Annotated in this window: 22 protein-coding genes and 1 tRNA gene; 7 read left to right on the forward strand and 16 right to left on the reverse strand. The window is 58.6% G+C overall.

Annotation, left to right across the window (positions count from 1 at the left end):
• Nucleotides 1-172 precede the first annotated feature (172 nt).
• From ACQZ5M_RS06050 to ACQZ5M_RS06085, 8 genes are all read right to left on the reverse strand, one after another.
• Nucleotides 173-598, reverse strand: a complete 426-nt coding sequence (locus ACQZ5M_RS06050) for a PIN-like domain-containing protein (RefSeq protein ID WP_296077792.1) — start codon at nucleotides 596-598, stop codon at nucleotides 173-175.
• Nucleotides 599-604: 6 nt separating this feature from the next.
• On the reverse strand, nucleotides 605-1,282 hold the full coding sequence (locus ACQZ5M_RS06055; protein ID WP_296077791.1) for a hypothetical protein: 678 nt from the start codon (nucleotides 1,280-1,282) through the stop codon (nucleotides 605-607).
• A gap of 354 nt (nucleotides 1,283-1,636) precedes the next feature.
• A tRNA-Phe gene (locus ACQZ5M_RS06060) sits at nucleotides 1,637-1,712 on the reverse strand.
• Nucleotides 1,713-1,946: 234 nt separating this feature from the next.
• On the reverse strand, nucleotides 1,947-2,354 hold the full coding sequence (locus tag ACQZ5M_RS06065) for a hypothetical protein (RefSeq protein ID WP_296077764.1): 408 nt from the start codon (nucleotides 2,352-2,354) through the stop codon (nucleotides 1,947-1,949).
• Between the two features lie 172 nt (nucleotides 2,355-2,526).
• Complete coding sequence (locus ACQZ5M_RS06070; protein ID WP_449079262.1) at nucleotides 2,527-4,743, reverse strand: FAD-dependent oxidoreductase; 2,217 nt, start codon at nucleotides 4,741-4,743, stop codon at nucleotides 2,527-2,529.
• 34 nt (nucleotides 4,744-4,777) lie between these two features.
• The gene (locus ACQZ5M_RS06075) at nucleotides 4,778-4,990 is read right to left on the reverse strand and encodes a hypothetical protein (RefSeq protein ID WP_449079263.1); all 213 of its coding nucleotides are present in this window, start codon (nucleotides 4,988-4,990) and stop codon (nucleotides 4,778-4,780) included.
• A 7-nt stretch (nucleotides 4,991-4,997) separates the two neighbouring features.
• A complete protein-coding gene (locus ACQZ5M_RS06080) occupies nucleotides 4,998-6,206 on the reverse strand; it encodes an acetyl-CoA C-acetyltransferase (RefSeq protein ID WP_296105704.1) in 1,209 nt (402 codons plus the stop codon).
• A 70-nt stretch (nucleotides 6,207-6,276) separates the two neighbouring features.
• A complete protein-coding gene (locus tag ACQZ5M_RS06085) occupies nucleotides 6,277-8,070 on the reverse strand; it encodes an acyl-CoA dehydrogenase C-terminal domain-containing protein (RefSeq protein WP_296075316.1) in 1,794 nt (597 codons plus the stop codon).
• A 356-nt stretch (nucleotides 8,071-8,426) separates the two neighbouring features.
• Between ACQZ5M_RS06085 and ACQZ5M_RS06090 the strand changes: the two genes are divergently transcribed.
• The 3 genes from ACQZ5M_RS06090 (at nucleotide 8,427) to ACQZ5M_RS06100 (ending at nucleotide 14,288) form a co-directional block, all read left to right on the forward strand.
• A complete protein-coding gene (locus ACQZ5M_RS06090) occupies nucleotides 8,427-12,317 on the forward strand; it encodes a peptidoglycan-binding protein (RefSeq protein WP_449079264.1) in 3,891 nt (1,296 codons plus the stop codon).
• Between the two features lie 226 nt (nucleotides 12,318-12,543).
• The gene (locus tag ACQZ5M_RS06095; protein WP_296075319.1) at nucleotides 12,544-13,470 is read left to right on the forward strand and encodes a sulfite exporter TauE/SafE family protein; all 927 of its coding nucleotides are present in this window, start codon (nucleotides 12,544-12,546) and stop codon (nucleotides 13,468-13,470) included.
• Nucleotides 13,467-14,288: a TIGR02186 family protein gene (locus ACQZ5M_RS06100; RefSeq protein WP_296075321.1), complete on the forward strand. Its 822-nt coding sequence runs from the start codon at nucleotides 13,467-13,469 to the stop codon at nucleotides 14,286-14,288. The genes ACQZ5M_RS06095 and ACQZ5M_RS06100 overlap by 4 nt, the downstream gene beginning before the upstream one ends.
• Nucleotides 14,289-14,296: 8 nt before the next feature.
• Here ACQZ5M_RS06100 and pdeM read toward each other — a convergent pair whose 3' ends face one another.
• The 5 genes from pdeM to ACQZ5M_RS06125 all read right to left on the reverse strand — a co-directional run bounded on the left by pdeM (nucleotide 14,297) and on the right by ACQZ5M_RS06125 (nucleotide 20,174).
• Nucleotides 14,297-15,031 (reverse strand): ligase-associated DNA damage response endonuclease PdeM, encoded by a 735-nt coding sequence (pdeM, locus tag ACQZ5M_RS06105; RefSeq protein WP_296014062.1) that lies wholly within the window; start codon nucleotides 15,029-15,031, stop codon nucleotides 14,297-14,299.
• Between the two features lie 84 nt (nucleotides 15,032-15,115).
• On the reverse strand, nucleotides 15,116-17,635 hold the full coding sequence (locus ACQZ5M_RS06110; protein ID WP_449079265.1) for a ligase-associated DNA damage response DEXH box helicase: 2,520 nt from the start codon (nucleotides 17,633-17,635) through the stop codon (nucleotides 15,116-15,118).
• 90 nt (nucleotides 17,636-17,725) lie between these two features.
• Nucleotides 17,726-18,367 carry a YitT family protein gene (locus tag ACQZ5M_RS06115; RefSeq protein WP_296014063.1) on the reverse strand — a complete coding sequence of 214 codons (642 nt, stop codon included), beginning with the start codon at nucleotides 18,365-18,367 and terminating at the stop codon, nucleotides 17,726-17,728.
• Between the two features lie 60 nt (nucleotides 18,368-18,427).
• Nucleotides 18,428-19,039 carry a YitT family protein gene (locus tag ACQZ5M_RS06120; protein ID WP_296014092.1) on the reverse strand — a complete coding sequence of 204 codons (612 nt, stop codon included), beginning with the start codon at nucleotides 19,037-19,039 and terminating at the stop codon, nucleotides 18,428-18,430.
• A 190-nt stretch (nucleotides 19,040-19,229) separates the two neighbouring features.
• Nucleotides 19,230-20,174, reverse strand: coding sequence for a class I SAM-dependent DNA methyltransferase (locus tag ACQZ5M_RS06125; protein WP_296075325.1), 945 nt, complete (start codon nucleotides 20,172-20,174; stop codon nucleotides 19,230-19,232).
• Nucleotides 20,175-20,382: 208 nt separating this feature from the next.
• Here ACQZ5M_RS06125 and ACQZ5M_RS06130 point away from each other — a divergent pair, with 208 nt between their 5' ends.
• Together ACQZ5M_RS06130 and ACQZ5M_RS06135 are read left to right on the forward strand one after the other, a co-directional pair.
• Nucleotides 20,383-20,646, forward strand: coding sequence for a DUF6460 domain-containing protein (locus tag ACQZ5M_RS06130; RefSeq protein ID WP_296014067.1), 264 nt, complete (start codon nucleotides 20,383-20,385; stop codon nucleotides 20,644-20,646).
• Nucleotide 20,647: 1 nt separating this feature from the next.
• Nucleotides 20,648-21,145: a CAP domain-containing protein gene (locus ACQZ5M_RS06135; protein ID WP_296014069.1), complete on the forward strand. Its 498-nt coding sequence runs from the start codon at nucleotides 20,648-20,650 to the stop codon at nucleotides 21,143-21,145.
• 108 nt (nucleotides 21,146-21,253) lie between these two features.
• Here the strand turns inward: ACQZ5M_RS06135 and ACQZ5M_RS06140 are convergent, their stop codons facing one another.
• Both ACQZ5M_RS06140 and ACQZ5M_RS06145 read right to left on the reverse strand, forming a co-directional pair.
• Complete coding sequence (locus ACQZ5M_RS06140) at nucleotides 21,254-22,342, reverse strand: quinone-dependent dihydroorotate dehydrogenase (RefSeq protein ID WP_449079266.1); 1,089 nt, start codon at nucleotides 22,340-22,342, stop codon at nucleotides 21,254-21,256.
• A gap of 2 nt (nucleotides 22,343-22,344) precedes the next feature.
• On the reverse strand, nucleotides 22,345-22,695 hold the full coding sequence (locus ACQZ5M_RS06145; protein ID WP_296105687.1) for a DUF952 domain-containing protein: 351 nt from the start codon (nucleotides 22,693-22,695) through the stop codon (nucleotides 22,345-22,347).
• Between the two features lie 213 nt (nucleotides 22,696-22,908).
• On the opposite strand from ACQZ5M_RS06145, the gene ACQZ5M_RS06150 reads away from it, so the two are divergent.
• A complete protein-coding gene (locus ACQZ5M_RS06150; RefSeq protein ID WP_296014073.1) occupies nucleotides 22,909-23,559 on the forward strand; it encodes a response regulator transcription factor in 651 nt (216 codons plus the stop codon).
• 31 nt (nucleotides 23,560-23,590) lie between these two features.
• Here the strand turns inward: ACQZ5M_RS06150 and ACQZ5M_RS06155 are convergent, their stop codons facing one another.
• A complete protein-coding gene (locus tag ACQZ5M_RS06155; protein ID WP_449079365.1) occupies nucleotides 23,591-24,355 on the reverse strand; it encodes a transporter substrate-binding domain-containing protein in 765 nt (254 codons plus the stop codon).
• 443 nt (nucleotides 24,356-24,798) lie between these two features.
• Here ACQZ5M_RS06155 and ACQZ5M_RS06160 point away from each other — a divergent pair, with 443 nt between their 5' ends.
• Nucleotides 24,799-26,142 carry an extracellular solute-binding protein gene (locus tag ACQZ5M_RS06160; protein ID WP_296014074.1) on the forward strand — a complete coding sequence of 448 codons (1,344 nt, stop codon included), beginning with the start codon at nucleotides 24,799-24,801 and terminating at the stop codon, nucleotides 26,140-26,142.
• Nucleotides 26,143-26,206 lie beyond the last annotated feature (64 nt).

A 26,206-nucleotide genomic window follows, 5' to 3' on the forward strand; every position in this document is an offset into this window, starting at 1 on the left:
AACCGGATGCGCCGCTACGCATTATCATGATTGAGTGGCGTGGCGGCGCCACGGCTTGCATGTTGACCACGGATGTACTGGCGGCAGATAACAAGCGACAAGAGGTCGGTGCGAATTCGCCCCGGCCTTTTTTGTTGACTCTGTCTAGGCGAGGTCCGGGATGGTACTGCACCTAAAGGGGGAGTGACCGCAGCTTTGAGCTTCGTTGCATGGGCACCTCATGCATCGAAGGAGCGCTCAAAATCTCAGTCAACCGCTGCATTTCAGGCCAGTGCCACAGCAGGTTTGATGCGACGTGGTTATAGGCAGTCTTCTGATAGGCTGGCGCTAGAACGAAACCATGAAGGCCCGCTGATCTAAGTGCAGCTCGTTCGGCTGCATTTTTCAGAACACGGCCATCTCCAGTTATGAAGCTCCACACGAAGCCGGAAGATCGCAAGTATTCAATCCATTCTAAATCGGTTGAGTGGCGGCCGTTTGGGAGTCCTTCAAGGTTGCTAATGTGCACGGCGGAGTGGCCATAGTGGCTGATGAAGCCGTTCAGTGTTGAGGCGTATATGGGGGATGTGCAGTTATCGAAAAGAACTTTCAACTGCATCCACCATCAATTCAAGGACTGTTCAAATTCGACAGCGCGGCGCACCGACCCCTCTGGGACATCGTAGGCGATCGCAGTTTCTTCGATACCAAAATTTCCGGCGGAGGTTGCCAGGATGGCGGTGGGTACGCTGGTTACGCCGTCTATCGGCTGACCGAACGCGCGGAGGGGGTCAACCAATATATTTGCGCGCCTGCCGGCTGGGTACCAAAGGCGCGGAGACCCATCCTCATCAAAATCGACAGTCCTGAGAATAGGCTCTATGACCTCCTTGAACTCATACTGCCTGCGAAACAAGTTGAGAAGACGCTCACGCTCTACGCCATCAGCATCCTTTTCGAATACCCGCAGCAGGATGTTTCGACCATCAGTCTTAAAGCGCTCAGTCGATAAAGGGTAGTCTGCTCCCAATACCTCTCTCGCATAAACTATTGCAGCCCTGACCTGAATTGCCGAGACGCCAGCTCGGAGAAAGGCGTCAGCAACACGGATTTCCATAAGGTCACGGAAAGCTAGGGTCGTAGGGGTGCCATCTATCTGGACAGCCGGCTCCCATAGCGCGGGGTACTCGCGCCCCCTGATCGAATGACCGTTGAGCCATCTAGAAATCTTCGACGGAGCGACGTGCAAAAGCCTCCCGGCTTCTGCTGGCGTGTACAGTCCGACACCAATCAATCCACTCATCACAGTTCCTCGTTCGAGGTCCTTAGTCCCAACACGCTATTGATGTGTCAACATCGACCGCGTAGCAAATGAAATTTAATTATCCGGTGGTGGCATTGCGGGGATCAGCGGCTCTTGGATTATGACCGAACGTGATCCTCTCCCCATCCCGGCTCGGTGACCGTGTGGGTATTACCCTCTGATTTGGGGCCGCCCCCCAATCTTCGCTCATTTTTTGTAATCGAAGAGCCCGGTTCTGTTTCCATTTTGGAGAGCGCGGAAACCAAGACAAAAGGCTTCGGAATTATCCGAAACGATGTCGGCGATACATGAGATGATTTGAGTTGCAGGAGCTTGATTTTATTTTAAAAATAATGGTGCCCGGAGGCGGATTTGAACCACCGACACGCGGATTTTCAATCCGCTGCTCTACCAACTGAGCTATCCGGGCACTACAGGCTCTTGAGGAACCTTCGCTTTTTGAAAGCGCCGGGGAGTGTTCCGCCCCGGAAGTGAGCGGGGTTATAGCAGCTTGTTCGGCCATGGCAAGCGCTCAATCTAACTTTTTTGACAGTTTTTCTTCGACCCATTTTTAAGTCTTGAAAACCGTTCAAACGAAGAAGGCGAGGAACGCGGCGCTCCTCGCCTTCATGCCGGGAAGTGACGCGTTAGCGCCCTCCAAAGCTTACTGTTTCGATCCCGCGGTCAGTCCCAGGGCGAAGGGGGCCGCCGCTACCATTAGCGCGATCATCGGCGACGAGGCAAAAATCCGGCTCGCGAGCGAGGTGATGGCGACAGAGCGGACGACAGGCAGCCAGTTCGGCGTGTCACTCGAATTCGAGCGCGACTGTGAATGTCTCGATGCGCTCAATTTTTCGACCTCGCGGCGAACCACGTCGAGATCGCGGCGCAGCTCGGAGATCTGTGCGCGCAATGACGCTTCTTCTGCAGGCTTCCTGCCAGGTTTCGGCGGGGGTGGGCGTCGCTCGACGGCTTGCAGCGTTTCGTCTGCCCGCTCTTCATCCAACTGGGCCAGTTCGTCCTCCAGGTCGGCCGGCTTGTCAAAACCATGGGATCGTGCGGGCGCTTTCATTCACATCTCCTTTTGGAAAATCCTTTTGCTCCCTATCACGCTAGGGCGAACTCCCTCTCCAAACGCTGGAGGCGTCAAAAGGATGCAGTGTCGCCTGGAGGAAGCGTCGCACGCGAGCATAAAAGAAAAAGGCGACCGGATGGCCGCCTTTTTTACTCTTGTACTTGCTTGCTCAAGCCGCCTCGGCAGCCTTGGCGTAAGGGTCGAAGCGACCGTAGAAGGTCTCGCCCTTAGCGGCCATATCCTTCAAGAGCGGCGTCGGAGCAAAGCGCGGGCCGTACCCGGCCTCCAGCTTTTCTGCCAGCGCCACGAAGTTCGCCACTCCCATGCCGTCGATGTAGGACAGAGCGCCGCCGGTGTAGGGGGCAAAGCCGAAGCCGAGGATGGAGCCGACATCGGCCTCACGCGGATCGGTGACGATCCCCTCTTCCACTGTGCGGGCGGCTTCCAGCGCGACGGTGACGAGGAAGCGCTGCTTTAGCACTTCCATATCCACGTCTTCTGGCTTCTTCTGCGCATAGAGGTCCTTCAGGCCGGGCCAGAGGGACTTCTTGGCAGGCTTTGCCGGGTAGTCGTAGAAGCCCTTGGCGTTCTTGCGGCCAAAGCGGCCTTCGTCTTCCACCAGTTTCTTGACCAGCTCCATGTGGCGCGGATCGACAGCCTTGTCGCCGAGATCGGCGGCCGTGGCCTTCAGGATCTTGTAGGAAAGATCAATCGCCACTTCGTCGTTCAGTGCCAGCGGACCAACCGGCATGCCCGCAAATTTTGCGGCGTTTTCGATCATCGCTGGCGGAACGCCTTCGATCAGCATTTCATAGCTTTCCGCCATGTAGCGCAAGACGCAGCGATTGACGAAGAAGCCGCGCGTGTCGTTGACGACGATCGGGGTCTTCTTGATCTTGGCGACGTAATCGAGCGCGACGGCAAGAGCCTTGTCGCCAGTTTCCTTGCCGAGGATCACTTCGGTCAGCATCATCTTCTCGACGGGCGAGAAGAAGTGGATGCCGATGAAGTCCACCGGGCGCTTGGAATTCTTCGCAAGGCCCGTGATCGGCAGCGTCGAGGTGTTGGACGCGAAGATCGCGCCTTCCGGAAGCACCGCTTCCACCTGTTCGATGACGGCCTTCTTCACGTCGCGGTCTTCGAACACGGCCTCGATCACGAGGTTTGCGGTCTTAAGTGCGTTGTAATCGGACGTCGGAGTGATGCGCGCGAGGATGGCAGCGCCCTCCTCCGGCGTCATCCGGCCCTTGTCGACCGAGCCCTTGATAAGACCTTCGCAGGTCGTCTTGCCCTTGGCGGCAGCCTCCTCATCGCGGTCGATCAGCGTGACGTCGAGACCTGCTACAGCCGTCACATAGGCAATGGAGGCGCCCATGAAGCCGGCACCGACAACGCCCACATGCTTCAGATCGCTCTTCGGCTGACCGGCAGGGCGACGCGCGCCCTTGCCCAGTTCCTGCATGGAAATGAACAGCGAGCGGATCATTCCGAAGGCTTCCTTCGAGCGAAGGATCTCGGTGAAGTAACGCTGCTCGACCTTTAATGCGGTGTCGAAGGGCAGTTGAAGACCTTCATAGACGCATTTCAGAATGGCGAGCGCCGCCGGATAGTTGCCAGCGCTTTCACGGCGCAGGATTGCCGGTGCGGCTGGCCAGAGCTGCGCAGCAGCCGGCGTCCAGATGCCGCCGCCAGGTGCCTTGAAGCCTCTTTCATCCCATGGGGCAACGGGCTTCAGGCCGTCCTTGATCATCTGCTTGGCAGCTGAAACCAGCTGATCCGGCTCCACCACCTGATGCACGAGGTTCATGGCTTTGGCGCGCTGGGCAGTGAGCGATTGACCGGTGGTCATCATCTGCAACGCCGATTGTGCGTCCGTCAGGCGGGATACGCGCTGCGTGCCACCGGCACCAGGGAAGATGCCGACCTTGACTTCAGGCAGCGCGATCTTGAGGCTTTTCGCGTTCGAAGCCACACGACCATGGCAAGCGAGCGACAGTTCGAATGCGCCGCCCATGCAGGTGCCGTTGATGGCGGAGACCCAGGGCTTGCCGTTGGTTTCGATCTTGCGGAAGAGACCATTCATCTTGCCGACGAGATCGAAAAGCTTCTGGGCTGCTTCATCCGGGTTTTTCGTCTTCTCCTCATGATAGAAAGAGAACATCGACTTGATCATGGAAAGATCGGCGCCGCCGGAGAAGGTGCTCTTGCCGGAGGTGAAGACCACGCCCTTTACGGCGGCATCAGCCACCGTCGCATCGACGATGGCATTCAGCTCTTCCATCACCTCAGTGGTGAAAACGTTCATGGATTTTTCCGGCATGTCCCAGGTGACAAGGGCAATGCCGTCTGTGTCGGTTTCAACTTTGAAATTGGTGTAGGTGCTCATTGTGGGATTCCTCTTCCCTGAATTCTCTTTGAGGTCAGTACAGCCAGACGGCGAGGCCGAAGCAGACGAGCACAAGAACGAGGAAGACGATCAGGCCTCTGCCTTCGGCAGGATAGCTCTGATTGTCTTCTCTGGTCAGGACGCGGGTCGATTGCTCGTAATGCTGCGCCATGTCCTTATCGAGATGATGGAGAAGCTGTTGCTGCTCAATCTCGTTCTTGGGTTGATCGTAGACCTCCCGCCTCATGGCTAACTCAAACCCGCTCGATAACCGTAGCAGTGCCCATGCCCGCACCGATGCAGAGCGTGACCAGCGCAGTGTTCAGATCGCGGCGTTCCAGTTCGTCGAGAACCGTGCCGAGGATCATGGCACCCGTGGCTCCCAGCGGATGGCCCATGGCGATGGCGCCGCCATTGACGTTCATCTTGTCGTGGCTGATGTCGAAGGCTTGCATGTAGCGAAGAACCACGGCAGCAAAGGCTTCATTGAGTTCGAAGAGGTCGATATCGGCAATCGACATGCCCGTCTTCTTCAGAAGCTTTTCTGTCACGTCCACGGGGCCGGTCAGCATCAGCGCCGGATCGGAGCCGATATTGGCAAAATGTCTGATGCGCGCGCGGGGCTTCAGACCCATGCTTTCGCCGCCCGCCTTTGAGCCGACCAGAACAGCCGCCGCACCATCGACGATGCCCGACGAGTTGCCGGCGTGGTGAACGTAGTTGATCCGCTCCACTTCCGGATGCGCCATGATGCCGACAGCTTCGAAGCCGCCCATTTCACCCGGCATCTGGAAGGAGGCATTCAGCGAGGCAAGCGCCTGCATGTCGGTGCCGGGACGCATATGCTCGTCACGGTCGAGAATGGTAATGCCGTTCTGGTCCTTGACGGGAACGACGGAGTTCTTGAAGTAACCGTTTTCCCAGGCATGCGCTGCACGCTTCTGGCTTTCCACCGCATAGGCATCCACGTCATCGCGGGAGAAGCCGTATTTGGTGGCAATCAGGTCGGCAGAGACGCCCTGCGGCATGAAATAGGCCGGGAAGTTGACCGAAGGGTCCATGTACCAGGCACCGCCCGACATGCCCATGCCGACGCGCGACATGCTTTCCACGCCGCCCGCAATGACGATCTCGTCCGAGCCCGCGGCAACCTTGCCGGCGGCGAAGTTGACGGCGTCGAGACCCGAGGCGCAGAAGCGCGAGATCTGCATGCCCGGCGCCTTGGTGGAGTAACCAGCCTCAAACGCTGCGGCCTTCGGGATGACGGCACCGGCATCCATGACCGGATCGACGCAGCCCATGATGATGTCATCGACGGTCGCGGTGTCGAGCCCGTTGCGGTCGCGGATTGCTTCCAGCGTCTTGGCGGCAAGGCGAACGGACGGCACCTCATGCAGGCTGCCATCCTTCTTGCCGCGTCCGCGCGGGGTGCGGACGTGGTCATAAATAAAAACGTCGGTCATATCTCATCTCCCTGTGGCAGGTGACTGCCTGAAAATTGTTGGAGGCCGCATGCGGCCTCCTTAGTCTGGCTCAGAATGCTTCGGCAGAAAGTTCCATCATCGTATCGCAACCAGCTTCGATGCGGGTCTTGCGCAGCACCGTTTCCGGCATCAAACGCTCCATGAAGAACTTTGCCGTGACAAGCTTGGCCTTCAGGAAGTCCTCGTCAGACGAGCCGGCGGCAAGCTGCGCCTGCGCTGCCTTGGCCATACGGGCATGCATGTAACCCAGCACGACCAGACCGAAGAGATGCATATAATCTGTGGAGCCGGCACCAGCATTGTCGGGCTTTGCCATGGCGTTCTGCATGAACCACATGGTTGCAGCCTGCAGATCGTTCAGGCCCTTTTTCAGACCCTTGGTGTAGACGACCAGATTTTCGTCCGCACGGTTCTCTTCGCAGAAATCACCGATTTCCTTGAACAGCGCCATCACGGCGCGGCCACCATTGAGACCGAGCTTGCGGCCGACGAGGTCGAGCGCCTGGATGCCGTTGGCGCCCTCATAAATCATGGTGATGCGGGCATCGCGCACATACTGGCTCATGCCCCATTCTTCGATATAGCCGTGACCGCCATAGACCTGCTGAGCGGCAACTGCGTGGTCGAAGCCCTTGTCGGTCAACACACCTTTGACGATCGGGGTGACGAGGCCGAGCAGGTCGTCTGCCGCCTGGCGTGCCGCCTCGTCGGTCGAACGATGTGCAATGTCCGATTGCAGTGCGGTCCAAAGCAGGAAGGCGCGGCCGGCTTCGTTATAGGCGCGGATCGTCAACAGCGAACGACGGATATCGGGGTGAACGATGATCGGGTCCGCCTTCTTGTCCGGATGCTTGGCACCGGAGAGCGAACGGCCCTGAATACGATCGCGGGCGTAGTTTGCAGCGTTCTGGTAGGCGATCTCGCCGATGGAAAGACCCTGCAGACCGACGCCGAGGCGCGCCTCGTTCATCATAACGAACATGGCCGAAAGGCCCTTGTTTTCCGCGCCGATGAGGTAGCCGGTTGCATCGTCATAGTTCATCACGCAAGTTGCATTGCCGTGAATGCCCATCTTGTGCTCGATCGCACCACAGACGACACCGTTGCGCTCGCCAAGCGAGCCATCGGCGTTGACCAGGAACTTCGGCACGATGAAGAGCGAAATGCCCTTGGTTCCTTCCGGGGCTCCCTCGATACGGGCCAGCACCAGATGGACGATGTTGCCCGTCATGGAATGCTCGCCAGCCGAGATGAAGATCTTCTGACCGGAAATCTTGTAGGTACCGTCACCCTGCGGCACGGCCTTGGTGCGCAGCAGGCCGAGATCGGTACCGCAATGCGGCTCTGTCAGGTTCATGGTGCCGGACCATGTGCCGGCCACCATGTTGGGCAGATAGGTTTGCTTCTGTTCATCCGTGCCGTGAACGAGGATTGCCGCAATCGCGCCCTGCGTCAGGCCGGGATACATCATCAGCGACAGGTTGGCGGACGACATGAATTCGCCGACAGCTGCGTGCAGCGTGTAGGGCAGCCCCTGCCCGCCATACTCGGCAGGCACGGCCAGACCGCTCCAGCCGCCTTCACAGTACGCGTCATAAGCCTGCTTGAAACCATCCGGCACGGACACAGTGCCGTCTTCGGCGCGCTTGCAACCTTGCTGGTCACCGGACAAGTTTAGTGGGAAAAGCTGCTCTTCAGCAAGCTTCGCAGCCTCACCAGTGATCGCCTCGATCATGTCGGGCGTGGCATCTTCGAAGCCGGGTAAGTTGTTGTAGCGCTCCAGACCCAGAACGTCGTTGAGAATGAAAAGAGTGTCCTTAACAGGAGCCTTGTAAACAGGCATTACCGATGTTCCTCCGCATCGCTCGCCGGACCGCATCCGGCCTTAAGATGACGTCACAATATTTGACGTGCGCGTAAACGTCAAATAACTTTGACGAGAATTTTCTGCATGCTGCACCACACAATCTCTTTGTGTATTTCTGATCAAGCCTCGCGCAAGGATAGACGTGAAGAAAGTATTAAAACGGCAATACTAGATTAACTTTTTATTAACCATAGATGGGCGATTGTCCTGTTCTATGGGGCTGCTTCGTTAAGGGCAGCCTTGGCGGCACGCACGACATATCTCACTCTCCACATCGACCGGCGCGGCTGACAGGTGAAGAGAGAGACGGAAAATACGAAGTGAGCAGGAAGATGAGCGGATTGCGATCGAATTCCCGAGGACAGAATGACAGATCGTCGCTGGACGCGCTCAATCGCACCATCGAAGGTCTGGAAGCACGGCTGGAAGATCTGCTGGGTGCCCAGGCCGAGAGAACCCGCCGCGAACAGCCAACCGAACGCCTTGCCGAGCGCCCGCCCCTAGCCTCGCGCACGCCGCGCCAGCCAGAACATCGCCGCTTCGACCCGGTGGATGAAATCCGCAGGCGTCAGCAGGCGCTCGATGACCGCTGGGAGCGGGAGGAATTTGAAGCGCCTCGCTCCACCCGCAGCATGGTGCAACCTGAGCAGCGCCGCTACGACGAGCAGGACTATCGCGCCTCTACCGCCATTCCCGCCTATCGGGACCGTCCCGCCCCGCAGATGGAAACCTCCCGCGTGGAGCGTTCTCGGTCAACACGTGCGCCCGCTTCCGCGCCATCCTACGCATCCCCACCCCATGAGGGCCAAGGCGACGCGGCACTGCGCGAAGTCGCCGAAGCGCTGGTCAATCTGCGGCAGGAGTTGAAAAGCGAGATTTCTCAGGGCGTGTCCCGAGAAATGCAGGTGTTGCGCACCGAGTTGCGCAACATCCGTTCTTTTGCGGAAAACCAGGATTTCGCCGAAGACATCCGCGACGACGTCGCCCGGCTTGCCGCAAGTATCAATCGTCTTGGCCACAGCACCGGACCGGATGCGCAAGCTCTGCGGTCCGAGTTTGAAGAGCTGCGTACGCTGGTAGAGCAAATGGCTCGCCAGGACAGCGTGCAAAAGATGGAACGTCGCTGGGACGAGGTCGAAGATACCTTGCGCAGCTTCGATACCGCTCCGCTCAAAGAAGAGATCGTTGCACTCGCCTATCGGCTCGACGACATCAAGAGCGAGATCGGCAATGCACATGGCAGTCCGGCCATTCGCGCGCTCGAAGACAAGCTCATCACGATTGCCGGCTTCGTCGAGCAACTGGGCCGCCGCATCCAGCCGAACGAAGAGGTCTTTTCCGAACACTTCTCCGATCTCGACCAACGTCTGGACGAGATCAGCCGCGCCATCGCCGCCACCAACAATCGTGCGTCCCACGCCGCCGACACTGCGGTGGCGGAGCGTCTGGAAGAGCGTCTCACCGGTCTGTCGCGCCAACTCGACCAGTTGAAAGATATATCCGAGCGCAAGGACAAGCCGTCGGAAGCACTGACCGGCCGCCTGGACGCGCTTGCGAGCCGCATCGAGGAACTGGCATCGGACCGGCACATTTCGAAACTGGACGAAAGGCTGGATCAGCTTTCCGCCTATCTGGAGCAGTCACAGCGTGCGCCGCTTCAGCCGGAGCTCACATCCTTCCTCACCGATATTTCCAAGAAGATCGATCTTATTGGAAATGGCGCTGTCAATGACAAGCTGGCCGAGCGGCTGGACAAGATCGCACGACGTATCGAGGATATCGACGCACGTCCGGCATCGGGCAAGACCGCAGCTTACGATTCCGCATTCCTTCGCCTGGAAGAGCGTCTCGGCAAGATCGCCGCCAAGCTCGACGAAACTTCCCGCTCGAGCAATACTGATCCGGACGCGATTGCCAGCCTGGAAAGCCATATCGCCAATCTGTCCTCGATGCTGAACGAGCAGAGCCACGTTCAACCCGTCGGCTTGCCGCCCGAGTTCGATGCTCGCATGAGCGCGATCGAAGACTATATGGCGTCCAACGACGAATATATTATCGAGGCTGCACGTCAGGCGGCAGAAGCGGTACTGGAGGCGCATACGCGCAACAATCTGGCCCAGACGGCAAGCCCTGCCGACATGGTGCTGCTTTCGGAACTGGCGAACGACCTGCGCAAGCTGGAGGGCCTGAGCCGCAATACAGACGAGCGTACGCACCGCACTTTTGAAGCTCTGCACGAAACGTTACTGCAGATAGCCAGCCGTCTCGATGTGCTGGATCAGCGCCACACGCAAGGGCAAGGGCCCCAGCACAGCAAACGTGTGCATGCTCCTGAGCCTGAGTTCGCCCCTGCGCAAGAAGAAGATGCAGCTGCCGAGAGCATTCGCATGCCCTTTGCCAGCTTTCATGAGGAGAGCCTGGATTCGCTTGCCTACGCGCAGGTTTCGTCGGCCCTCGAGCCCCAGTATGCCAGCAACGGCGCTCTGCCGCCACTGGCCGTCAGCGAGCCGGAAACGCAGGAAAAACGCGGCCTGCTCGCCAGCCTGACGCGCCGCTTCAAGTCCAGCGCCGCCAAGACCGATAAAGACGCGTCCGCTGCAACGGCGCGCACAACGGTGAACCCGGCGCCTGCGCTGGATCCGATCGACACCCTTTCGTCCGAGGACGACAACGAGCTTCTGGAGCCAGGCTCCGGCGCGCCGGATGTCAAAAAAATCCTTGAGCGTGTTCGAGCCAGCCAGAACGCAGCACGCGCAGGTGAAACGGATGGCGATAGCCGCGCCGATTTCATCGCCGCTGCACGCCGCGCGGCACAGGCTGCTGCACTGGAGACCATGCCTGAAAGAGCAACGGGCTCGGGAGTTGCAAGACATGGCCGCAGCGCCGAGAACAGCTCCATGCTGGCGCGTTATCGCCGCCCGCTGCTGCTTGGCATCGGCGCCATTCTTCTGGCAATGATGGCCATGCCGATGGTGAAGTCGCTTGTCGGTACCGAGACGCCGCCAGCTCAACGGATTACCACAGGCGCGAGCGCTGACAGCAGCCAACCCAATCTCGCACCGATGCAACTGCCAGCAATGGGCGATCAGGCCGTCACGCTTCCGTCCACCGACAAGGTCGATCCAACAGAGCAGGCGCAGGCCGACCGTATGCAGGCGGCGGCCGATAGTAAGGGCAACGTGATCGATACGCGCACGATCGGCGGCGCGCCCCTTCCGGAAGACGAACCCTCCCTGAATGTTCCTCCGCCAGGCGCCGGTTCCAGCCTCGTCGAGCAGGCCGAGCCTGAGACCACGCCCGAAGACATCATTCGTAATGCCGAGATTGATCAGCCGACAGCACCGGCGCAAAGCACGGCAGAGACCATTGCCGTGCCCTCCGGCATCACGCCTGCCTCTCTTTCAGAAGCGGCAGGCAGAGGCGACCCGCTGGCGCTCTTTGAAGTCGCTGTGCGCTATACCGACGGTAACGGTGTTCAGGCCGATCGTGCCGAAGCCGCCAAGTGGTACAAGCTCGCGGCTGATCGCGGCTTCGCACCGGCTCAGTATCGTCTTGGCAACATGTACGAAAAGGCAAATGGCGTCGAACGCAATCTGCCGGAAGCCAAGCGCTATTATGAGATGGCGGCTCGTCAGGGCAATGCAGGCGCGATGCACAACCTTGCCGTTCTTCTGACCTCCGACGTGGCAGGCCAACCGGATTACAAGGCCGCGGCTGACTGGTTCATCAAGGCCTCCGATCTCGGCGTGCGCGACAGCCAGTTCAACCTCGCCATTCTTTATGCGCGCGGCAGCGGTGTCCCGCAAAGCCTGGAAGACTCGTATAAGTGGTTTGCCATTGCAGCCCGCGATGGTGACGCCGACGCAGCTCAGAAGCGCGAAGATGTCGCAAAGGCGATGAAGCCGGAACAGCTTGCCAGCGCCAAGGCGAAGGTCGAGGACTGGAAGGTCACGCCGCTCAACGAAGAGGCGAATTCCGTCAACGTCCCCGACGAATGGACCAGTGCCGGCGGTGTGAAGACCTCTTCGGTCGACATGGAAAAGGCGATCCGCAACATTCAGGCCATTCTCAACAATAATGGCTTCAAGGCAGGCCAGCCGGATGGCAAGCTTGGCAAGACGACGGTCGCGGCCATCCGCGAATTCCAGAAGTCAGTCGGCCAGACGCCTGACGGTCGCATCACCGACGAATTGGTGACGGCCCTCCTGGCCCGCAACAAGTAAAGAGCCTCTGGCGCCCATCAAAAAAGGCCGGGAACGACATCTTCGTTCCGGGCCTTCGTTCTTTTCAAATTATCAACGTATTTGCCGTTGAATGATTGACAGGTCGTGGCCTGCCGGGCATGACGAACGAGGGGCTCAAAGCCCTCTTTCAGACAGAAATTCGAAATGGCGGACAGGTGGCCTTGCGCGCACCGGGCCGCCCGGAACCATTGCCCGAGGTCCGATTGTGACTGTCTACCTGCCCATTGCGGAATTGTCGGTGAATATCTTCATCATCCTCGGCATGGGCGCTGCTGTCGGCTTTTTGTCCGGCATGTTCGGGGTCGGCGGCGGGTTTCTCATCACGCCTCTGCTGATTTTCTACAACATACCCCCGGTTGTCGCCGTCGCAACGGGCGCAAACCAAGTCGTGGCGTCCTCCGTCTCAGGCTCGATTACCCATTTTCGTCGTGGCACGCTGGATGTGAAGCTCGGCTTCATGCTTCTGATCGGCGGCCTATGCGGCGCCACTATCGGCGTCTGGCTTTTCACGCTTTTGCGCAGCATCGGTCAGCTCGATCTGATCATTTCGCTCCTTTATGTCATTCTTCTTTCCGCCGTCGGCGGATTGATGCTGAAGGAGAGCATTTCCGCCATCCGCCGTACGGCACGCAATGAGACGATTCCGCTGCGCCGGCCCGGCCATCACAACTGGGTCCATCGCCTGCCGTTAAAGATGCGCTTCAAGAAATCGAAGCTTTATCTCAGCGTCATTCCCATCATCGCACTTGGCTTCGGTATTGGTATCCTCACCTCCGTCATGGGCGTCGGCGGCGGCTTTATCATGGTACCTGCCATGATCTATCTGTTGCGCATTCCGACCAACGTCGTCGTCGGAACCTCGCTGTTTCAGATCATATTCGTCACCGCCTACACGACCATCGTGCAAGCGGCGACCAACTATTCCGTCGATATCGTTCTGGCGTTCATCCTGATGCTGGCTGGCGTCGTCGGCGCGCAATATGGCGTGCGCGTCGGCCAGAAACTGCGCGGCGAACAGCTTCGCGCTTTGCTGGCGCTTTTGGTTCTAGCGGTCGGCATCCGTCTTGCAATCGGCCTGGTGTTGCGCCCGGACGATCTTTTTTCCGTCGCGTCGGGGGGGCTCGGCTATTGATCCGCGCCGCTCTTTTCGCATCACTCCTGATTTTCTGCGTCGGCACCGCGCTTGCGCAGACGCCGCCGCTTGCGGTATCTCCCGACGCTCAAGGCAAGTCACGGACGCTCCAGGAAAATATCGAGATCGGCGCTTCGACCTCGGAAATCTCGATTGCATCGGATTTTCGCGGTGCTGATTTCACGATGTTCGGCGCGCTCAACAACGCCGATCAGTTGCTGCTCGCCATCGGCCAGTATGACATTGTGGTGACGCTGGAAGGTCCGAACGAATATACGACGGTCCGCAAGAAGAGCCGCGTGGCGGGCATCTGGATCAATACCAGCGCTATCACTTTCGCACCGCTGCCTGAATCCTATTCCATGGCCAGCACCCGCAACATCAACGACATCGCCTCGCCCGGCACATTGAAGGCGATGGGCCTGGGTGTCGAGCATCTTCCGCTGAACAGTGCGGTGTTTTCCGGCGTGCCGGATAATGTCTATGATTTTCAGGAAGCCTTTCGCCGCCTGAAGCTTTCCAGCGGCATCTATCGCAACGACACGACGGGTGTGCGACTTGAACGCACCGGGCTCTTCTGGGCAACGCTGCGTCTACCCGCCAATGTGCCGAATGGCGTCCACACTGCCAGAGCCTATCTGTTCAAGAGTGGCATGCCGGTTGCCCAACGCGAGCTCAAGCTGCGCGTGGTAAAAACCGGCATGGAGCAGGCGATCACCAATGCCGCGCATCAGACACCGGTCGTCTATGGTATTCTCTGTGTGCTGATCGCCGTGATTACCGGCTGGGGCGCGAGCCTGCTGTTTCGCCGCGACTGAGCTATCTCTCAGCCCAGCAGGCTTCCGAAACGCACCGAGTAAATCCGGTCACGTCCCATCAGATGGGCAATCAGGTCCGCGTGGTCAAAGAGGCCGCGCATGGCCTTATGGCGCAGATCCAGCCCGCCGCTCATGACACCGAATGCAGGCATCAGCAGGCGCGTGCCATCGGTTGCGAAACAGGGGCGACGCACGGTCTTGTCGCGGCGGCGGACCGTGGCTGATGGATGCAGATGCCCGGCAATCTCGCCGATCGTGTCTGCACCTTTCAGCTTCGGCTCATGGCGGAAGACGAGGTTGGCGTAAAACATTTCATCGACGGACGAGCCGGGCAAATCCACGGTTCCATCTGGATCGTGGTTGCCATTGATCCAGATCCATTCGCGACCTCGTGCCATCTCCTTGATGATGTCGCGCAGCGGCAACGGCAGATGTTCAGAACCCTTGCGATCATGGAAATTGTCGCCAAGACTGACAACGATCTTCGGATCGTAGCGAGAAATCAGCGAGGCGAAAATCTTCAGCGTCGCGATGGTGTCATAGGGCGGCAGCATCATGCCGCGCCGCGCAAAGGCCGCGCCCTTTTCCAGATGCAGATCGGAGACGACGAGCAGCGACAGATCGGGCATGTAGAGCCCACCCAGCGGATCGCAAAGTGCGGCAACGCCGTTGATGGCGGTTTCGGCACCAGAGCATTCAAAGCCGGTGGACAATTTTTCGCTCAAGGCAAGGCGGCTCAGCACGTCTTTTCGAATTCCCTGAGAGCACTCTCGTTGCTCTACTTTTTTGTTTCAACGCATTGTCTGGCGCGGCCTCTAGAGCGAACCCTACGCCATAGCCTCGGCGATCAATTCGTCGGCGGCTTCGGCCAGCACATCGTCTTGCGCCTGCCCCACGACCGTCTCGCGGCCGATTTCCAGCATGACCGGAACGGCAAGAGGCGAAACATGGTCGAGCGCACGGTGATGCGTATGGCCTTTGATTCGCCTTAGCATATCGCCAAGTCGGGCAATGTCCAAAAGTCCTGCCGACGCATCGCGTCTGGTCGCTTCCAGCAGAATGTGGTCCGGCTCATGGCTGCGAAGAACGTCATAAATAAGATCGGCTGAGACCGTTACCTGCCGCCCGGTCTTTTCCTTGCCGGGATGGCGGCGCTCGATAAGGCCCGCAATCACCGCGCAATTGCGGAAGGTGCGTTTCAAAAGGTAGGATTCATCCAGCCACGCTTCTAGATCGTCGCCCAGCATGTCCTCGTCCAAAAGATCGGCAAGAGAGAGCCGGCGCGATTGCAGGCGCTGACCCATATCCTCCATCGCCCAGACGGCGAGCGAGTAATCGGTGGCGACAAAGCCCATGGGCTTCGCACCTGCACGCTCCAACCTGCGGGTCAAAAGCATACCAAGCGTCTGGTGCGCCAGTCGCCCCTCGAAGGGATACATCACCATAAAGAAGCGCTTGCGAAACGGAAATGTCTCGACAAGCAGCTCGTCGCGCTTGGGAATGATTGACTTTTCCTTCTGGATCGCCAGCCAGTCGCGCACCTGATCGGGCAGCGCGTGCCAGCGAGTGGGATCGGCCAGCATGGAGCGCACCTGGTCTGCGAGATAGGTAGAGAGCGGAAACTTGCCGCCAGCATAGGAAGGGATTTTCGGGTCCATCGAGAAAGCCTGGCTGACCAGGCATTCATTCTCGCGAATGCCCTCAAAGCGCAGCACCTTTCCGGCAAACAGGAAGGTATCGCCCTGGACCAGTTGCTCGAGGAAATGCTCTTCCACCTTACCCAACGACATGCCCCCACGCCCCACGGTCCCCTTGGCGTTGCGCTTGACCATGCGGACGTTCAGCTCCGCGGCTTCGACGATCGTGCCGAGGTTGAGGCGATATTGCTGCGCGACCTGCGGATTGGAGACGCGCCAGCGCCCATCCTTCATCTGTCGGATGCGGGCATAGCGTTCATAGGTGCGCAGTGCATAGCCGCCGGTCGCGGTGAAATCGACCACACGGTCGAACATCTCACGCGATAGATCGACATAGGGCGAAGCGCTTGTGACTTCGCGGTACAGCTCGTCCGCATCGAAAGGTTCGGCGCAGGCCATGCCCAGTACATGCTGCGCCAACACATCCAGAGCGCCTTCGGCAATCGGTGGCGTATCCTGTGCGCCGATGTAATTGGCATCGAGTGCCGCACGGCACTCCATCACCTCGAAACGATTGGCAGGCACGAGGATCGCCTTCGATGGCTCGTCCATGCGGTGGTTTGCGCGGCCGATACGCTGTGCCAGGCGGCTTGCGCCCTTCGGCGCGCCGACATGCACGACGAGATCGACATCGCCCCAGTCGATCCCGAGGTCGAGTGTGGAGGTGGCGACAACAGCGCGAAGCTTGTTGTCGGCCATGGCCTGCTCCACCTTGCGGCGCTGCCCGGCATCCAGCGAGCCGTGATGCAGCGCAATCGGCAGATTGTCGTCGTTGATGGCCCAGAGTTCCTGGAAAATGCGCTCGGCCTGCGAGCGGGTATTGACGAAAACCAGCGTCGTTTGATGGTCTTTGATCTCAGGGTATAAATCCTGCATGGCGTAGCGCGCCGAATGGCCGGACCAGGGAATGCGCTCTTCCGTCTGCAGGATGGCGATATTCGGCTTCGCGCCGCCATCGACTGTGATCAGCCCTGCCGGCGGTTCACCCTCGACTTGCGGAGCCAGATAGCGCTGCAAATCCATTGGTTCTGCAACCGTTGCAGACAGTCCGATGGTGCGCATGGCAGGCGCGTGGCGGCGGATACGGGCGAGCGCCAGCGAAAGGAGATGGCCGCGCTTGGACGTGACGAGCGAATGCAGCTCGTCCAGCACCACATATTTCAAATCCTTGAAGAAGCGCTCGGCTTCCTTGTTGGCAAGCAGCAGCGAGACCTGTTCCGGAGTCGTCAGCAGAATATCCGGTGGTTTAAGCTTCTGTCGCTGGCGCTTTCCCTGCGGCGTGTCGCCGGTGCGAGTTTCGACCGTAATCGGAAGGCCCATCTCCGAGACCGGCTTCATCAGGTTGCGCTCGATATCGACAGCCAGTGCCTTGAGCGGCGAGATGTAGAGCGTGTGAACGCCGATGAAGGCAGAACCCGGCGGCACCTTGCCGCGCTCGGCCAGATCAGTCAGCGATGCCATGAAACCGCCCAGCGTTTTGCCGGCACCGGTCGGTGCAATCAACAGCATGTTCTCGCCAGCCCTTGCCCGGGCAGACAATTCCAGCTGATGCGCACGCGGGCTCCAGCCCTTTTCTGCGAACCATTTCTGGAACGGCAGAGGCAATGTCCCGGCACTTTCTGGCAAGATGGGCGGATCAACGTGTTTCACGCCTCTAAAGTAGTGAAAATCTTTTGAAAAAGAAGGGGCTGCGGATCATGCGCGTGATCGCGGCCTGACCCACGCCATCGAGTACAACCGCTACATGGCGATGTAGCGGTCGTTTCTGTGGTTGATGGCAATCACCAGGTTCATCACCAGCGCGCCGAGGACAGAGCAAAGGATGATCAAGGGTATGGCAACGAAAAAGGAGACGAACAGCACGGTGCAATCGAAAGCAAGCTGAGTAAGGCCTGCGCGGATGCCAAAGCGATCTTGAATATACAGCGCCAGAATACCGAACCCGCCAAGGCTGGCGCGATGGCGGAAGAGCGCCAGCATGCCCGCAGCAACCGTCAATCCCCCGAAAGTGGCGGCGACCACCGGATGGACATTCTGCAAGACGATGAGATGGGGCAGATATTCGGACAGTAGCGCGGTCAGCCCCACGGCGCAGAAGGTCTTGATCGTGAAGGCAAGCCCCAGACGGCGGAGCGCCAAATAATAGAAGGGCAGATTCGCAAGGAAGAAGATCAGGCCGAAGCTTACCCCTGTTACATAATGGAGAAGAAAGGCGACGCCTACCACGCCACCGGTCAGCAATCCGCCGCCAGACAGAAGCACAACGCCAAGCGAGATCAGCATGCTGCCGGCAATCACCGCCAGCGCATCCTCCAGAAGAGAATGTTGCGCGGACGTCGATGTCCAGAATCTCGAAAGCTTGCGCTCTGCAATGTCGCTCATGCCCACCCCCGAAAACGCGTGTCACCCGTCTTTGCGCCGGAAGCCACCAAAATTCAAGCGTCAGCGTACCACGATGTAACGGTCAGAGCGGTGATTGATGGCGAGGAACATGTTGAGGAAAAAGGCGCCGACGATGGAGTAGAGCACTGTCTTAGGCTCGATGACGGCGAAGGCGGCGACCATGACGCAAGCGTCGAAGGCAAGCTGTATCAGACCGGCGCGGATGCCGAAGCGATCCTGAATGTAAATCGCAAGAATGCCGATGCCGCCAAGGCTGGCGCGATGGCGATAGAGCGCAAGAAGTCCGTAACCCAGCAAGAGCCCGCCGAGAATGGCAGCCCAAAGCGGATTGACGCTGTCGATCACCATCCAGCGCGATTCCAACTCCGTCAGCACAGAAACCAGGCCGATTGCGACGAAGGTTTTCAGCGAGAAGGCAAGGCCGAGACGACGGAAGGAAAGATAGTAGAAGGGCAGATTAACGAGGAAGAACAGCAGGCCGAAGCTGATGCCGAAAGCATAGTGGATCAAAAAGGCGACGCCAGCTGTACCGCCGGTCAACAGACCGACCTTGTTGAGGATGTAAAATCCAAGCGCGGAAACGATACCTCCGGTCACGATGCCCTGAACATCTTCGATCGGCGAGTGCTTGGCAGGGTCCACACTCCACATGCCATAGACGCTTCTGGTGAATGCCATGCGAAATTCCCTCGACAGGACCTGATTTTCTTGAGGTGCGCCACAGGCCTTTACTGTCGTGAAAGCCTTTAGACGCAGCTATTTTGCACCGCAAAAGCGCCTCATACAACACGCTTGTGTCAGCAATGCTGACCAACCCAAAAGATTGCAAGAAACGAAAAGATCATGCCCGTCTCGCGGCAAGAAATAGAATGCCGGAGAGTGGTTTTCCGGCATCCTTGCGAATGGTGGTTTTGCGTTTTTGCAGCACCTGCATGTCGAAGGCGGCGAGGAGGTTGCGGATGTAAGTTTCCGAATGGGCGTAGCGCAGTGACGGTTGCAGGACGAAACCCTCGTCGTCACCCGCATCTTCCACCGAGAAGGCAAAGATCCCTCCTTCGGAAAGCAGCGCCAGCACCAGCGGCATGACGGTTTCCAGGCTGCCGAGATACATCATCACATCCGCTGCCGCGACGAGATCCGCGCGACCTTTCGCATGTTCGTCGACAAAGAGGCCTGACGCCTCCTCATCCAGAGAAAGATCGGCTTGCGCGAGATGATCGTAGATGCCCTTCTCTTCCGCCTTCGCCAGCATGTTGGTTGAGATATCGAAGCCCTCTAGCCGCTTGGCCCAATCGCGGATTTCCATACCCAGCAACCCCGTGCCACAGCCGATATCCACGACGCAGCGAAAGCTGTCTCCTGGCGGCCGCGCCGTTTCGATCAGAGCCGCCAGTTTTTCCGGAACGCTATAATCCAGTTTCTTCACCAGCGATGTTTCGAAGCGCTCGGCATAATCATCGAAGAGACCTTCAACGTAGCGGCTGGGCGGCTGCTCTGGCGTTTCGGCAGCTCCTAGCACTGCAAGTTTCAGAGGAGCTGCAAAAATGCCTTCCTCATCAAGCTCGGCTACTTTCTCGTAAGCTTTGACTGCCTGGTCGCGCTGGCCCGACTTTTCGCTGTATTCCCCCAGACGAAACCAGCCTGCGGCCCAGAGCGGCGCTAGTTCCAGCGCCTGTTCGATCAATTCCGCCGCTGCATGGTGGTCGCCGCTCTCTGCCAGCATGCGGGCATAATCGGCACGACGATCAGCAATGACGTCGCCGGAGGAATGCTGGTTCTGAGCCATTCACGAATTTTTCCTGAAAGAGGTGGGCTCTCTTTCATCAAGCCATAAAAAAACTCAAGTCCTATTTCATCGCAAACGCCGACGTGACGGTGTAAAGCCCCTTATGCTTGCATCGAAGCGCCATGCTTCATATGTCTTGATCGAGGTTTGAGAGTGCATGTCATCGCCGCAGGGATTTGGGTCTGTGGCATGCTTTAGGAGATTGCCGATGGCCGGTGAGGTCAATAAGGTGCTGGGTGACAGCGTTGGACGCACGATCGTCAAGCTGCTGGTGATATCGCTGATCGTCGGATTTCTGATGGCCGTCTTCGGTCTGACGCCGTGGAGCATCATCTATGGTGTGCGCGATTTCGTTCTGAACCTGTGGTACTCCGGCTTCCATGCGCTCGGCAGCATCGGCGATTATCTTCTGGCGGGTGCGGTAATCGTCATCCCTGTATTCATTGTTCTCAGACTTCTAAGCTTGCGCTGATATGACCGACCATTCCCTGACGACCCTCTCCCGGCGCGGCTTCGTGCTGCTTTCCGCTGGCTCCGTTCTATCCGCCTGCGTGTCCGTCCCTACCAATAAGGGCCTGCCTTCCGGCACGCGCGACGAGACGGCGGCGGCACTGCCGATGGTAAACGAGCTTCGCCGCTCCAAGGGCCTCTCTACGCTCTCCGCCAACCCGGCGGCTCAGCAGGCCGCCATCTATCAAGCCAACCGCATGGTGAAGGCGCAGAAGATGGCGCATCTCATTGGCCTCACTGACAGTTTCCTTATCCGCATGAAAAACGGGAACGTGCCTTTGCCGGCGGCAGAAAATGTCGCGGCAGGTCAAGACACGGTCGAGCGGGTGGTCAAAGCCTGGATCGGCTCACCGCATCATTTGGAAAACATGCTTGGTAATTACGGCGGCCTTGGCGTCGCTGTCGCCTATGACAGCGCGGCTAAGAACCGGCCTTATTGGGCCATGGTGCTATGTGCTTGATGAATCCTCGCCTCAAGGGCGAGGATGACCGCAGAGAATGGACTGGTCGTCGTTTCCAATCGCATCCGCTAGAGGCATGTATGCACATCTGAGGGGTGTGACGCGTTCTTAAATCGCCCGCGCCGCCCAGCTTTCCAGTGAACTGTCACGCAACTGGCGAATGTTCGTCACGCCATCGCGCTCCAGCAGCTTCGACAACCCGCGAACAATCGTGCCTGGCAGACCCGGCCCCTCATAGACCATGCAGGAATAGAGCTGCACCAGATCGGCCCCTGCCCTGATCTTTTCCAGCGCGGTCTCTGCAGATGAAACCCCACCCACACCGATGATCGGCAGATCCGGGCCGACGCGCTTGCGCATCTTTGCCAATACTGCAGTGGAACGCTCGAACAGCGGTTTGCCGGAGAGGCCACCGGTTTCGTTATTGTTGCTGCCCGGCCTCAAGCCCTCGCGAGACAGCGTCGTGTTGGAAATAATCAGACCATCCAGCCTGTGCGACAGAACCTCGGCGCCGATGTCGTCGAGCCCCTCCTCCGTCAGATCGGGCGCAATCTTCAGGAAAACGGGGATATGGCGGGACAACTTCTGAGCTTCGCGGTCGCGCTGCGCCAGTACGGCGGAAAGCAGTGCCGCCAAGCTGTCGCGCGCCTGAAGATCGCGAAGGCCAGGCGTATTGGGAGAGGAGATGTTGGCGGTAAAATAGGACGCTACAGCAGAGAAGGTTTCGATGCCCTTCACATAATCGGCGATGCGGTCTTCGCTATCCTTGTTCGCACCAATATTGACACCGACAATACCGCGCAGACCCGCAGCGATAAGGCGCGAGAGTGCTGCCGCATGTCCTTCATTGTTGAAGCCGAGACGGTTTATCACGGCCTCGTTTTCCACCAGACGGAAAATGCGCGGTTTTGGATTACCTGCCTGCGCGCGGGGCGTCACCGTACCGATTTCGGTAAAGCCGAAGCCGAGCTTGAGGAGCGGTCCGGGAACTTCGGCGTTCTTGTCGTAGCCTGCCGCCATGCCAAGAGGATTGGGAAAGACCAGTCCTGCCACTGTCTGTTGCAGGCGCGGATCGTGCGGCACGTGGCAGGTGGGCATAAAGCCGCTGCGCAGCGCCGCAATCGACATTCCATGCGCCACTTCGGGATCGAGCAGGAAGAGGCCCTTGCGGCCAAGGGAGGAAAACAATCCGCTCATAGTCAAATCTCCGGAAACTGATGGGCGCCGTCGTCACCAAGCGTCAGCGGCGTTTCCCACAAAACAGCGTCTAGCGGAAGCTCGCCATAGAGATGCGGAAAGAGAGCGCCGCCGCGAGAGGGTTCGAAAACCAGCTTGTCGCCAAGTGCCCCGCCATCGACTGCGATCAGGAGCAGATCCTGCTGGTCGGCGAAGTGACGCGCTGCCGTTTCCTTCACCTGGCCGGCCGTGGAGAAATGGATGTAGCCATCTGTCAGATCAATCGCCGCTCCCTGGAAAACGCCCTCCTGCTTCGCTTTCAGCCACAAGGCCTCTGGTACGATTTTATAGATGACGGGGGGCGTGTTGGTCATCGGGCATCTCCTTCATGTCAGGGCGGTTTGCCGCAAATGGTGGTCATTGTCTATTGCTTCACATAGATTTTTACTCCTGAGCGGCGTGCAGAGAAGCTTGAGTGCAATCTAATGCTTGTGTTGCAGCCGATTTGGCGCAATCTTGACGATGCAGCCGGACATGACGCTGCGGGAGGAAGAGTCGCATGAAATGCTCTTGGGAGGGGGCGCGGCATGGCAGAACTCACGATTATCATAGCAGATGACCATCCGCTGTTTCGCGGCGCTCTGCGTCAGGCGGTGGATGGTCTTGAAGGCAACAATATTTTCATAGAGGCGGGCGATTTCGACGCCGCCAGACGCTGCGCGGAAGATCAGCCGGAAGCCGATCTCATGTTGCTCGATCTTGCCATGCCCGGGGTCAGCGGGTTTTCCGGACTGATGGCACTTCGGGCGGAATTTTCCAGTCTGCCCATCATCATCGTTTCGGCGACCGACGACCCGGCGACCATGCGCCGCGCCATCGAACTCGGAGCATCCGGCTTCATCTCCAAATCGTCCGGCATCGACGATATCCGCACGGCCATCCGCACTGTGCTTGCCGGCGATGTCTGGATCCCGGCGTCCTGTCAGTCGAGCCGCGATCAGGATGCCGATATGGCCGACCTGATCAACAGGCTGCGCACGCTGACACCACAGCAAAGTCGTGTGCTTGGCATGTTGGGAGAAGGTCTGCTCAACAAGCAGATCGCCTACGAGCTCAACGTCTCCGAAGCGACGATCAAGGCGCACGTATCGGCCATTCTGTTGAAGCTCAATGTGGACAGCAGAACGCAGGCGGTGATCCAACTTTCCAAGCTGAACCAGCCTGCGCTTGTTGCGTGACGGCTGGCCCGGACTTGCGGCCTGCGCGGCGTCAAAAAAGCCCGTAAGGGAAATAACGGCGATAGATTTCCTCCAGTCGCCCGTTGCGCGACAGTGTTGCGAGCGCCTGGTCGAAAGCAGGCACCAACCTGTTTTCGGGATCGACCGTCATGATCGAAAGCCCCTCACCGAGGAACTTATCGGACATATAGGGGCCGTCGAACATGGCGCAGCAATTGTCCGACGCGGTGCCAGCCACCCAGAATGGCAAACGCAGGCTATCGGCAAAAATGGCATCGACCTTGCCGGTCTTCAGTGCCTCATACATAGGCTCGTAGCCGCTAAAACCCGTCGGGACGACTTTGGGGAAGAAGGCTTTGAGCATCGCCTCATGGCGGGAATTGCTGACGACGCCGACTTTCTTGCCGGTCAGTGCGGCGGCTGCCGATTGCCCTTCCAACTTGGCGGATTTCGAGACCGCAAAACGCGCCGGCAAGAGCAGATAGGGTCGCGTGAAGCTGAAGCTTTTGCGTAAGTCCGACGTCGAAGCGACGCCCGACATGACGGCCTCCCCCTCGCCCAATTCCAGCGCCGCCTCCAGTTCATCGAAGGGAAGCGCCTGCACCTGGCATTTGCTTTCGATCTTCAACTGGGCGCAAATCTCACGCGCAAGATCGACATGGAAGCCTACCAGCCGCCCATCCTGATCGGTGAAATTGAAGGGCGGGAAATCAACCGACATCAGGAACCGCACGCGGGGAACCGATGACAGATCGGCGCCGGGTAAGCGCTCCTGCTTGTCGAACAAAACTGGCAGGTTTCCGCTTTCGGCTCGCGCAATGCTGCTCGCAGCTAAAGCCGCAATGCATACAAGCGATATGCGGAGACCGAGATTTTTCAATCGTGCCATCAAGGAGCGCATTCGGATGATCCGGCCCGGTATGAAATGAAAAACGCCATCGCTTAAGGGGCGGACACGATGGTGCAGGTCAGTGATTACGCCTGTGATTATACATAAGATTCGCGCAAAGCCATGCGGTGCCGGGAAGAAATTGCGAACTGCCGATAGGTAATCTCCCGCCGGCACTCGTGATCTTTCGCAGCGTCGGATGACCATCGAAGCGATAAGCCGCGTCATCTAAACTTCAAAAAAGCGTCCGCGACCTGTCATGCAGCGTTGTTACGACGCCCCCGGTTTTGCTCGCCGGGCCGAAAAATTCCGCGACCAGGCCATCGTTTCTTTCCAACGAGGCTTCCCTCATGAAAACGTCGACCCTCTCCTCCTTCGTCGCATCGCTTGCTGTCGCAGCCGCGCTCGGCACCTCAGCTGCCCATGCTGAAAAGACAAAATTCGAATTCTGGTACGGCCTCTCCGGCGATCTCGGCGAGCGCGTGCAGGATGCCTGCAAGAAGTTCAACGCGTCGCAGCCGGATTATGAAATCGTCTGCACATCGCAAAACAGCTATGACGCGACGCTGCAGAACACGATTGCCGCCTATCGCGCAAAGAAGCACCCGGCCATCGCGCAAATTTACGATGCAGGCACGCTGGACATGATGTTGTCCAAGGCCTTCGTTCCAGCCAAGAAGCTGATGGCCGACAATGGCTACAAGATCGACTGGAGCAACTATTTCCCCGGTATTGCCAACTACTACGCGACGGCAGCCGGCGAGCTTAACTCCTTCCCGTTCAACTCCTCCACCGCCGTTTTCTACTACAATGTCAGCGCCTTCGAAAAGGCTGGCGTTACCGGCAAGCCGGAGACCTGGGAAGACGTGGCCGAGGCTGCGAAGAAGCTGAAGGCTGCCGGTTACGAGTGCCCGCTGGCGTTCAATTTCGACACCTGGCCGCTGATCGAGCAGTTCTCCGCCATCCACGACCAGCCGATCGCCACAGAGGGCAACGGCTACAAGGGCCTGAATGCGGAACTCGTCGTCAACAAGACCAAGGTCGTCGACGAACTCAAGTTCTTCAAGAAGATGCAGGACGAGAAGCTTTTCGTCGTCAAGACAAAGACGCTCGGCATGGACACCGTTCCCTCCTTCACCTCGCAGACCTGCCAGATGGCAATGAGCTCGATTGCCGACCACGGCACCGTCGGCAAGACACTGCCTGAAGGCGTGAAGTGGGATGTTGCCATGCTGCCGGTTTTTAAAGGCACAGAACGCAAGAAATCGCTCGTTGGCGGCGCTTCGCTCTGGGTCATGGCTGGCCGTCCGGACGCTGAATACAAGGGCGCTGCGGCATTCCTCAACTTCATCGCCCAGCCGGACATGGTCGAATGGTGGTCTACCGTCACGGGTTACATTCCCGTCACCAAGACCGGCTTCGAAAGCATGAAGAAGAACGGCTTCTACGACAAGGCACCCTACAAGGGCCGTGAAGTCGCCATCGAAAGCCTGACGCTGACCGAGCCGACCGATACGACTCGCGGTATCCGCCTCGGCAACTTCACGCAGATCCGCAAGGAACTCTCCACCGCACTCGAGGCAATCTACATGCAGAACGGCGACGTTCAGCAGGAACTCGACAAGGCGGTCGAGCGCTCGAATGTGGGCCTGCGCCGCTTTGAAAAGACCTTTGCCGGCGTTTCCATCAACTAAGCGCTGATACAAAGTGCCACCCGTGAGCGCGGGTGGCACACTACTTTTGACTGTCTATTGGAAT

This window comes from Rhizobium sp. 22-785-1 (genome assembly GCF_053521965.1).

What these genes read in the sequence shown, in the direction of transcription:
- ACQZ5M_RS06140 (WP_449079266.1), bottom strand. Translation starts at nt 22,342, where the DNA reads ATGAGCGGATTGTTTTCCTCCCTTGGCCGCAAGGGCCTCTTCCTGCTC.
- ACQZ5M_RS06145 (WP_296105687.1), bottom strand. Translation starts at nt 22,695, where the DNA reads ATGACCAACACGCCCCCCGTCATCTATAAAATCGTACCAGAGGCCTTG.
- ACQZ5M_RS06080 (WP_296105704.1), bottom strand. Translation starts at nt 6,206, where the DNA reads ATGACCGACGTTTTTATTTATGACCACGTCCGCACCCCGCGCGGACGC.
- ACQZ5M_RS06125 (WP_296075325.1), bottom strand. Translation starts at nt 20,174, where the DNA reads ATGGCTCAGAACCAGCATTCCTCCGGCGACGTCATTGCTGATCGTCGT.
- ACQZ5M_RS06050 (WP_296077792.1), bottom strand. Translation starts at nt 598, where the DNA reads ATGCAGTTGAAAGTTCTTTTCGATAACTGCACATCCCCCATATACGCC.
- ACQZ5M_RS06075 (WP_449079263.1), bottom strand. Translation starts at nt 4,990, where the DNA reads ATGAGGCGGGAGGTCTACGATCAACCCAAGAACGAGATTGAGCAGCAA.
- ACQZ5M_RS06130 (WP_296014067.1), top strand. Translation starts at nt 20,383, where the DNA reads ATGGCCGGTGAGGTCAATAAGGTGCTGGGTGACAGCGTTGGACGCACG.
- ACQZ5M_RS06070 (WP_449079262.1), bottom strand. Translation starts at nt 4,743, where the DNA reads ATGAGCACCTACACCAATTTCAAAGTTGAAACCGACACAGACGGCATT.
- ACQZ5M_RS06085 (WP_296075316.1), bottom strand. Translation starts at nt 8,070, where the DNA reads ATGCCTGTTTACAAGGCTCCTGTTAAGGACACTCTTTTCATTCTCAAC.
- ACQZ5M_RS06120 (WP_296014092.1), bottom strand. Translation starts at nt 19,039, where the DNA reads ATGTGGAGTGTGGACCCTGCCAAGCACTCGCCGATCGAAGATGTTCAG.
- ACQZ5M_RS06090 (WP_449079264.1), top strand. Translation starts at nt 8,427, where the DNA reads ATGAGCGGATTGCGATCGAATTCCCGAGGACAGAATGACAGATCGTCG.
- ACQZ5M_RS06160 (WP_296014074.1), top strand. Translation starts at nt 24,799, where the DNA reads ATGAAAACGTCGACCCTCTCCTCCTTCGTCGCATCGCTTGCTGTCGCA.
- ACQZ5M_RS06065 (WP_296077764.1), bottom strand. Translation starts at nt 2,354, where the DNA reads ATGAAAGCGCCCGCACGATCCCATGGTTTTGACAAGCCGGCCGACCTG.
- ACQZ5M_RS06115 (WP_296014063.1), bottom strand. Translation starts at nt 18,367, where the DNA reads ATGAGCGACATTGCAGAGCGCAAGCTTTCGAGATTCTGGACATCGACG.
- ACQZ5M_RS06150 (WP_296014073.1), top strand. Translation starts at nt 22,909, where the DNA reads ATGGCAGAACTCACGATTATCATAGCAGATGACCATCCGCTGTTTCGC.
- ACQZ5M_RS06055 (WP_296077791.1), bottom strand. Translation starts at nt 1,282, where the DNA reads ATGAGTGGATTGATTGGTGTCGGACTGTACACGCCAGCAGAAGCCGGG.
- ACQZ5M_RS06135 (WP_296014069.1), top strand. Translation starts at nt 20,648, where the DNA reads ATGACCGACCATTCCCTGACGACCCTCTCCCGGCGCGGCTTCGTGCTG.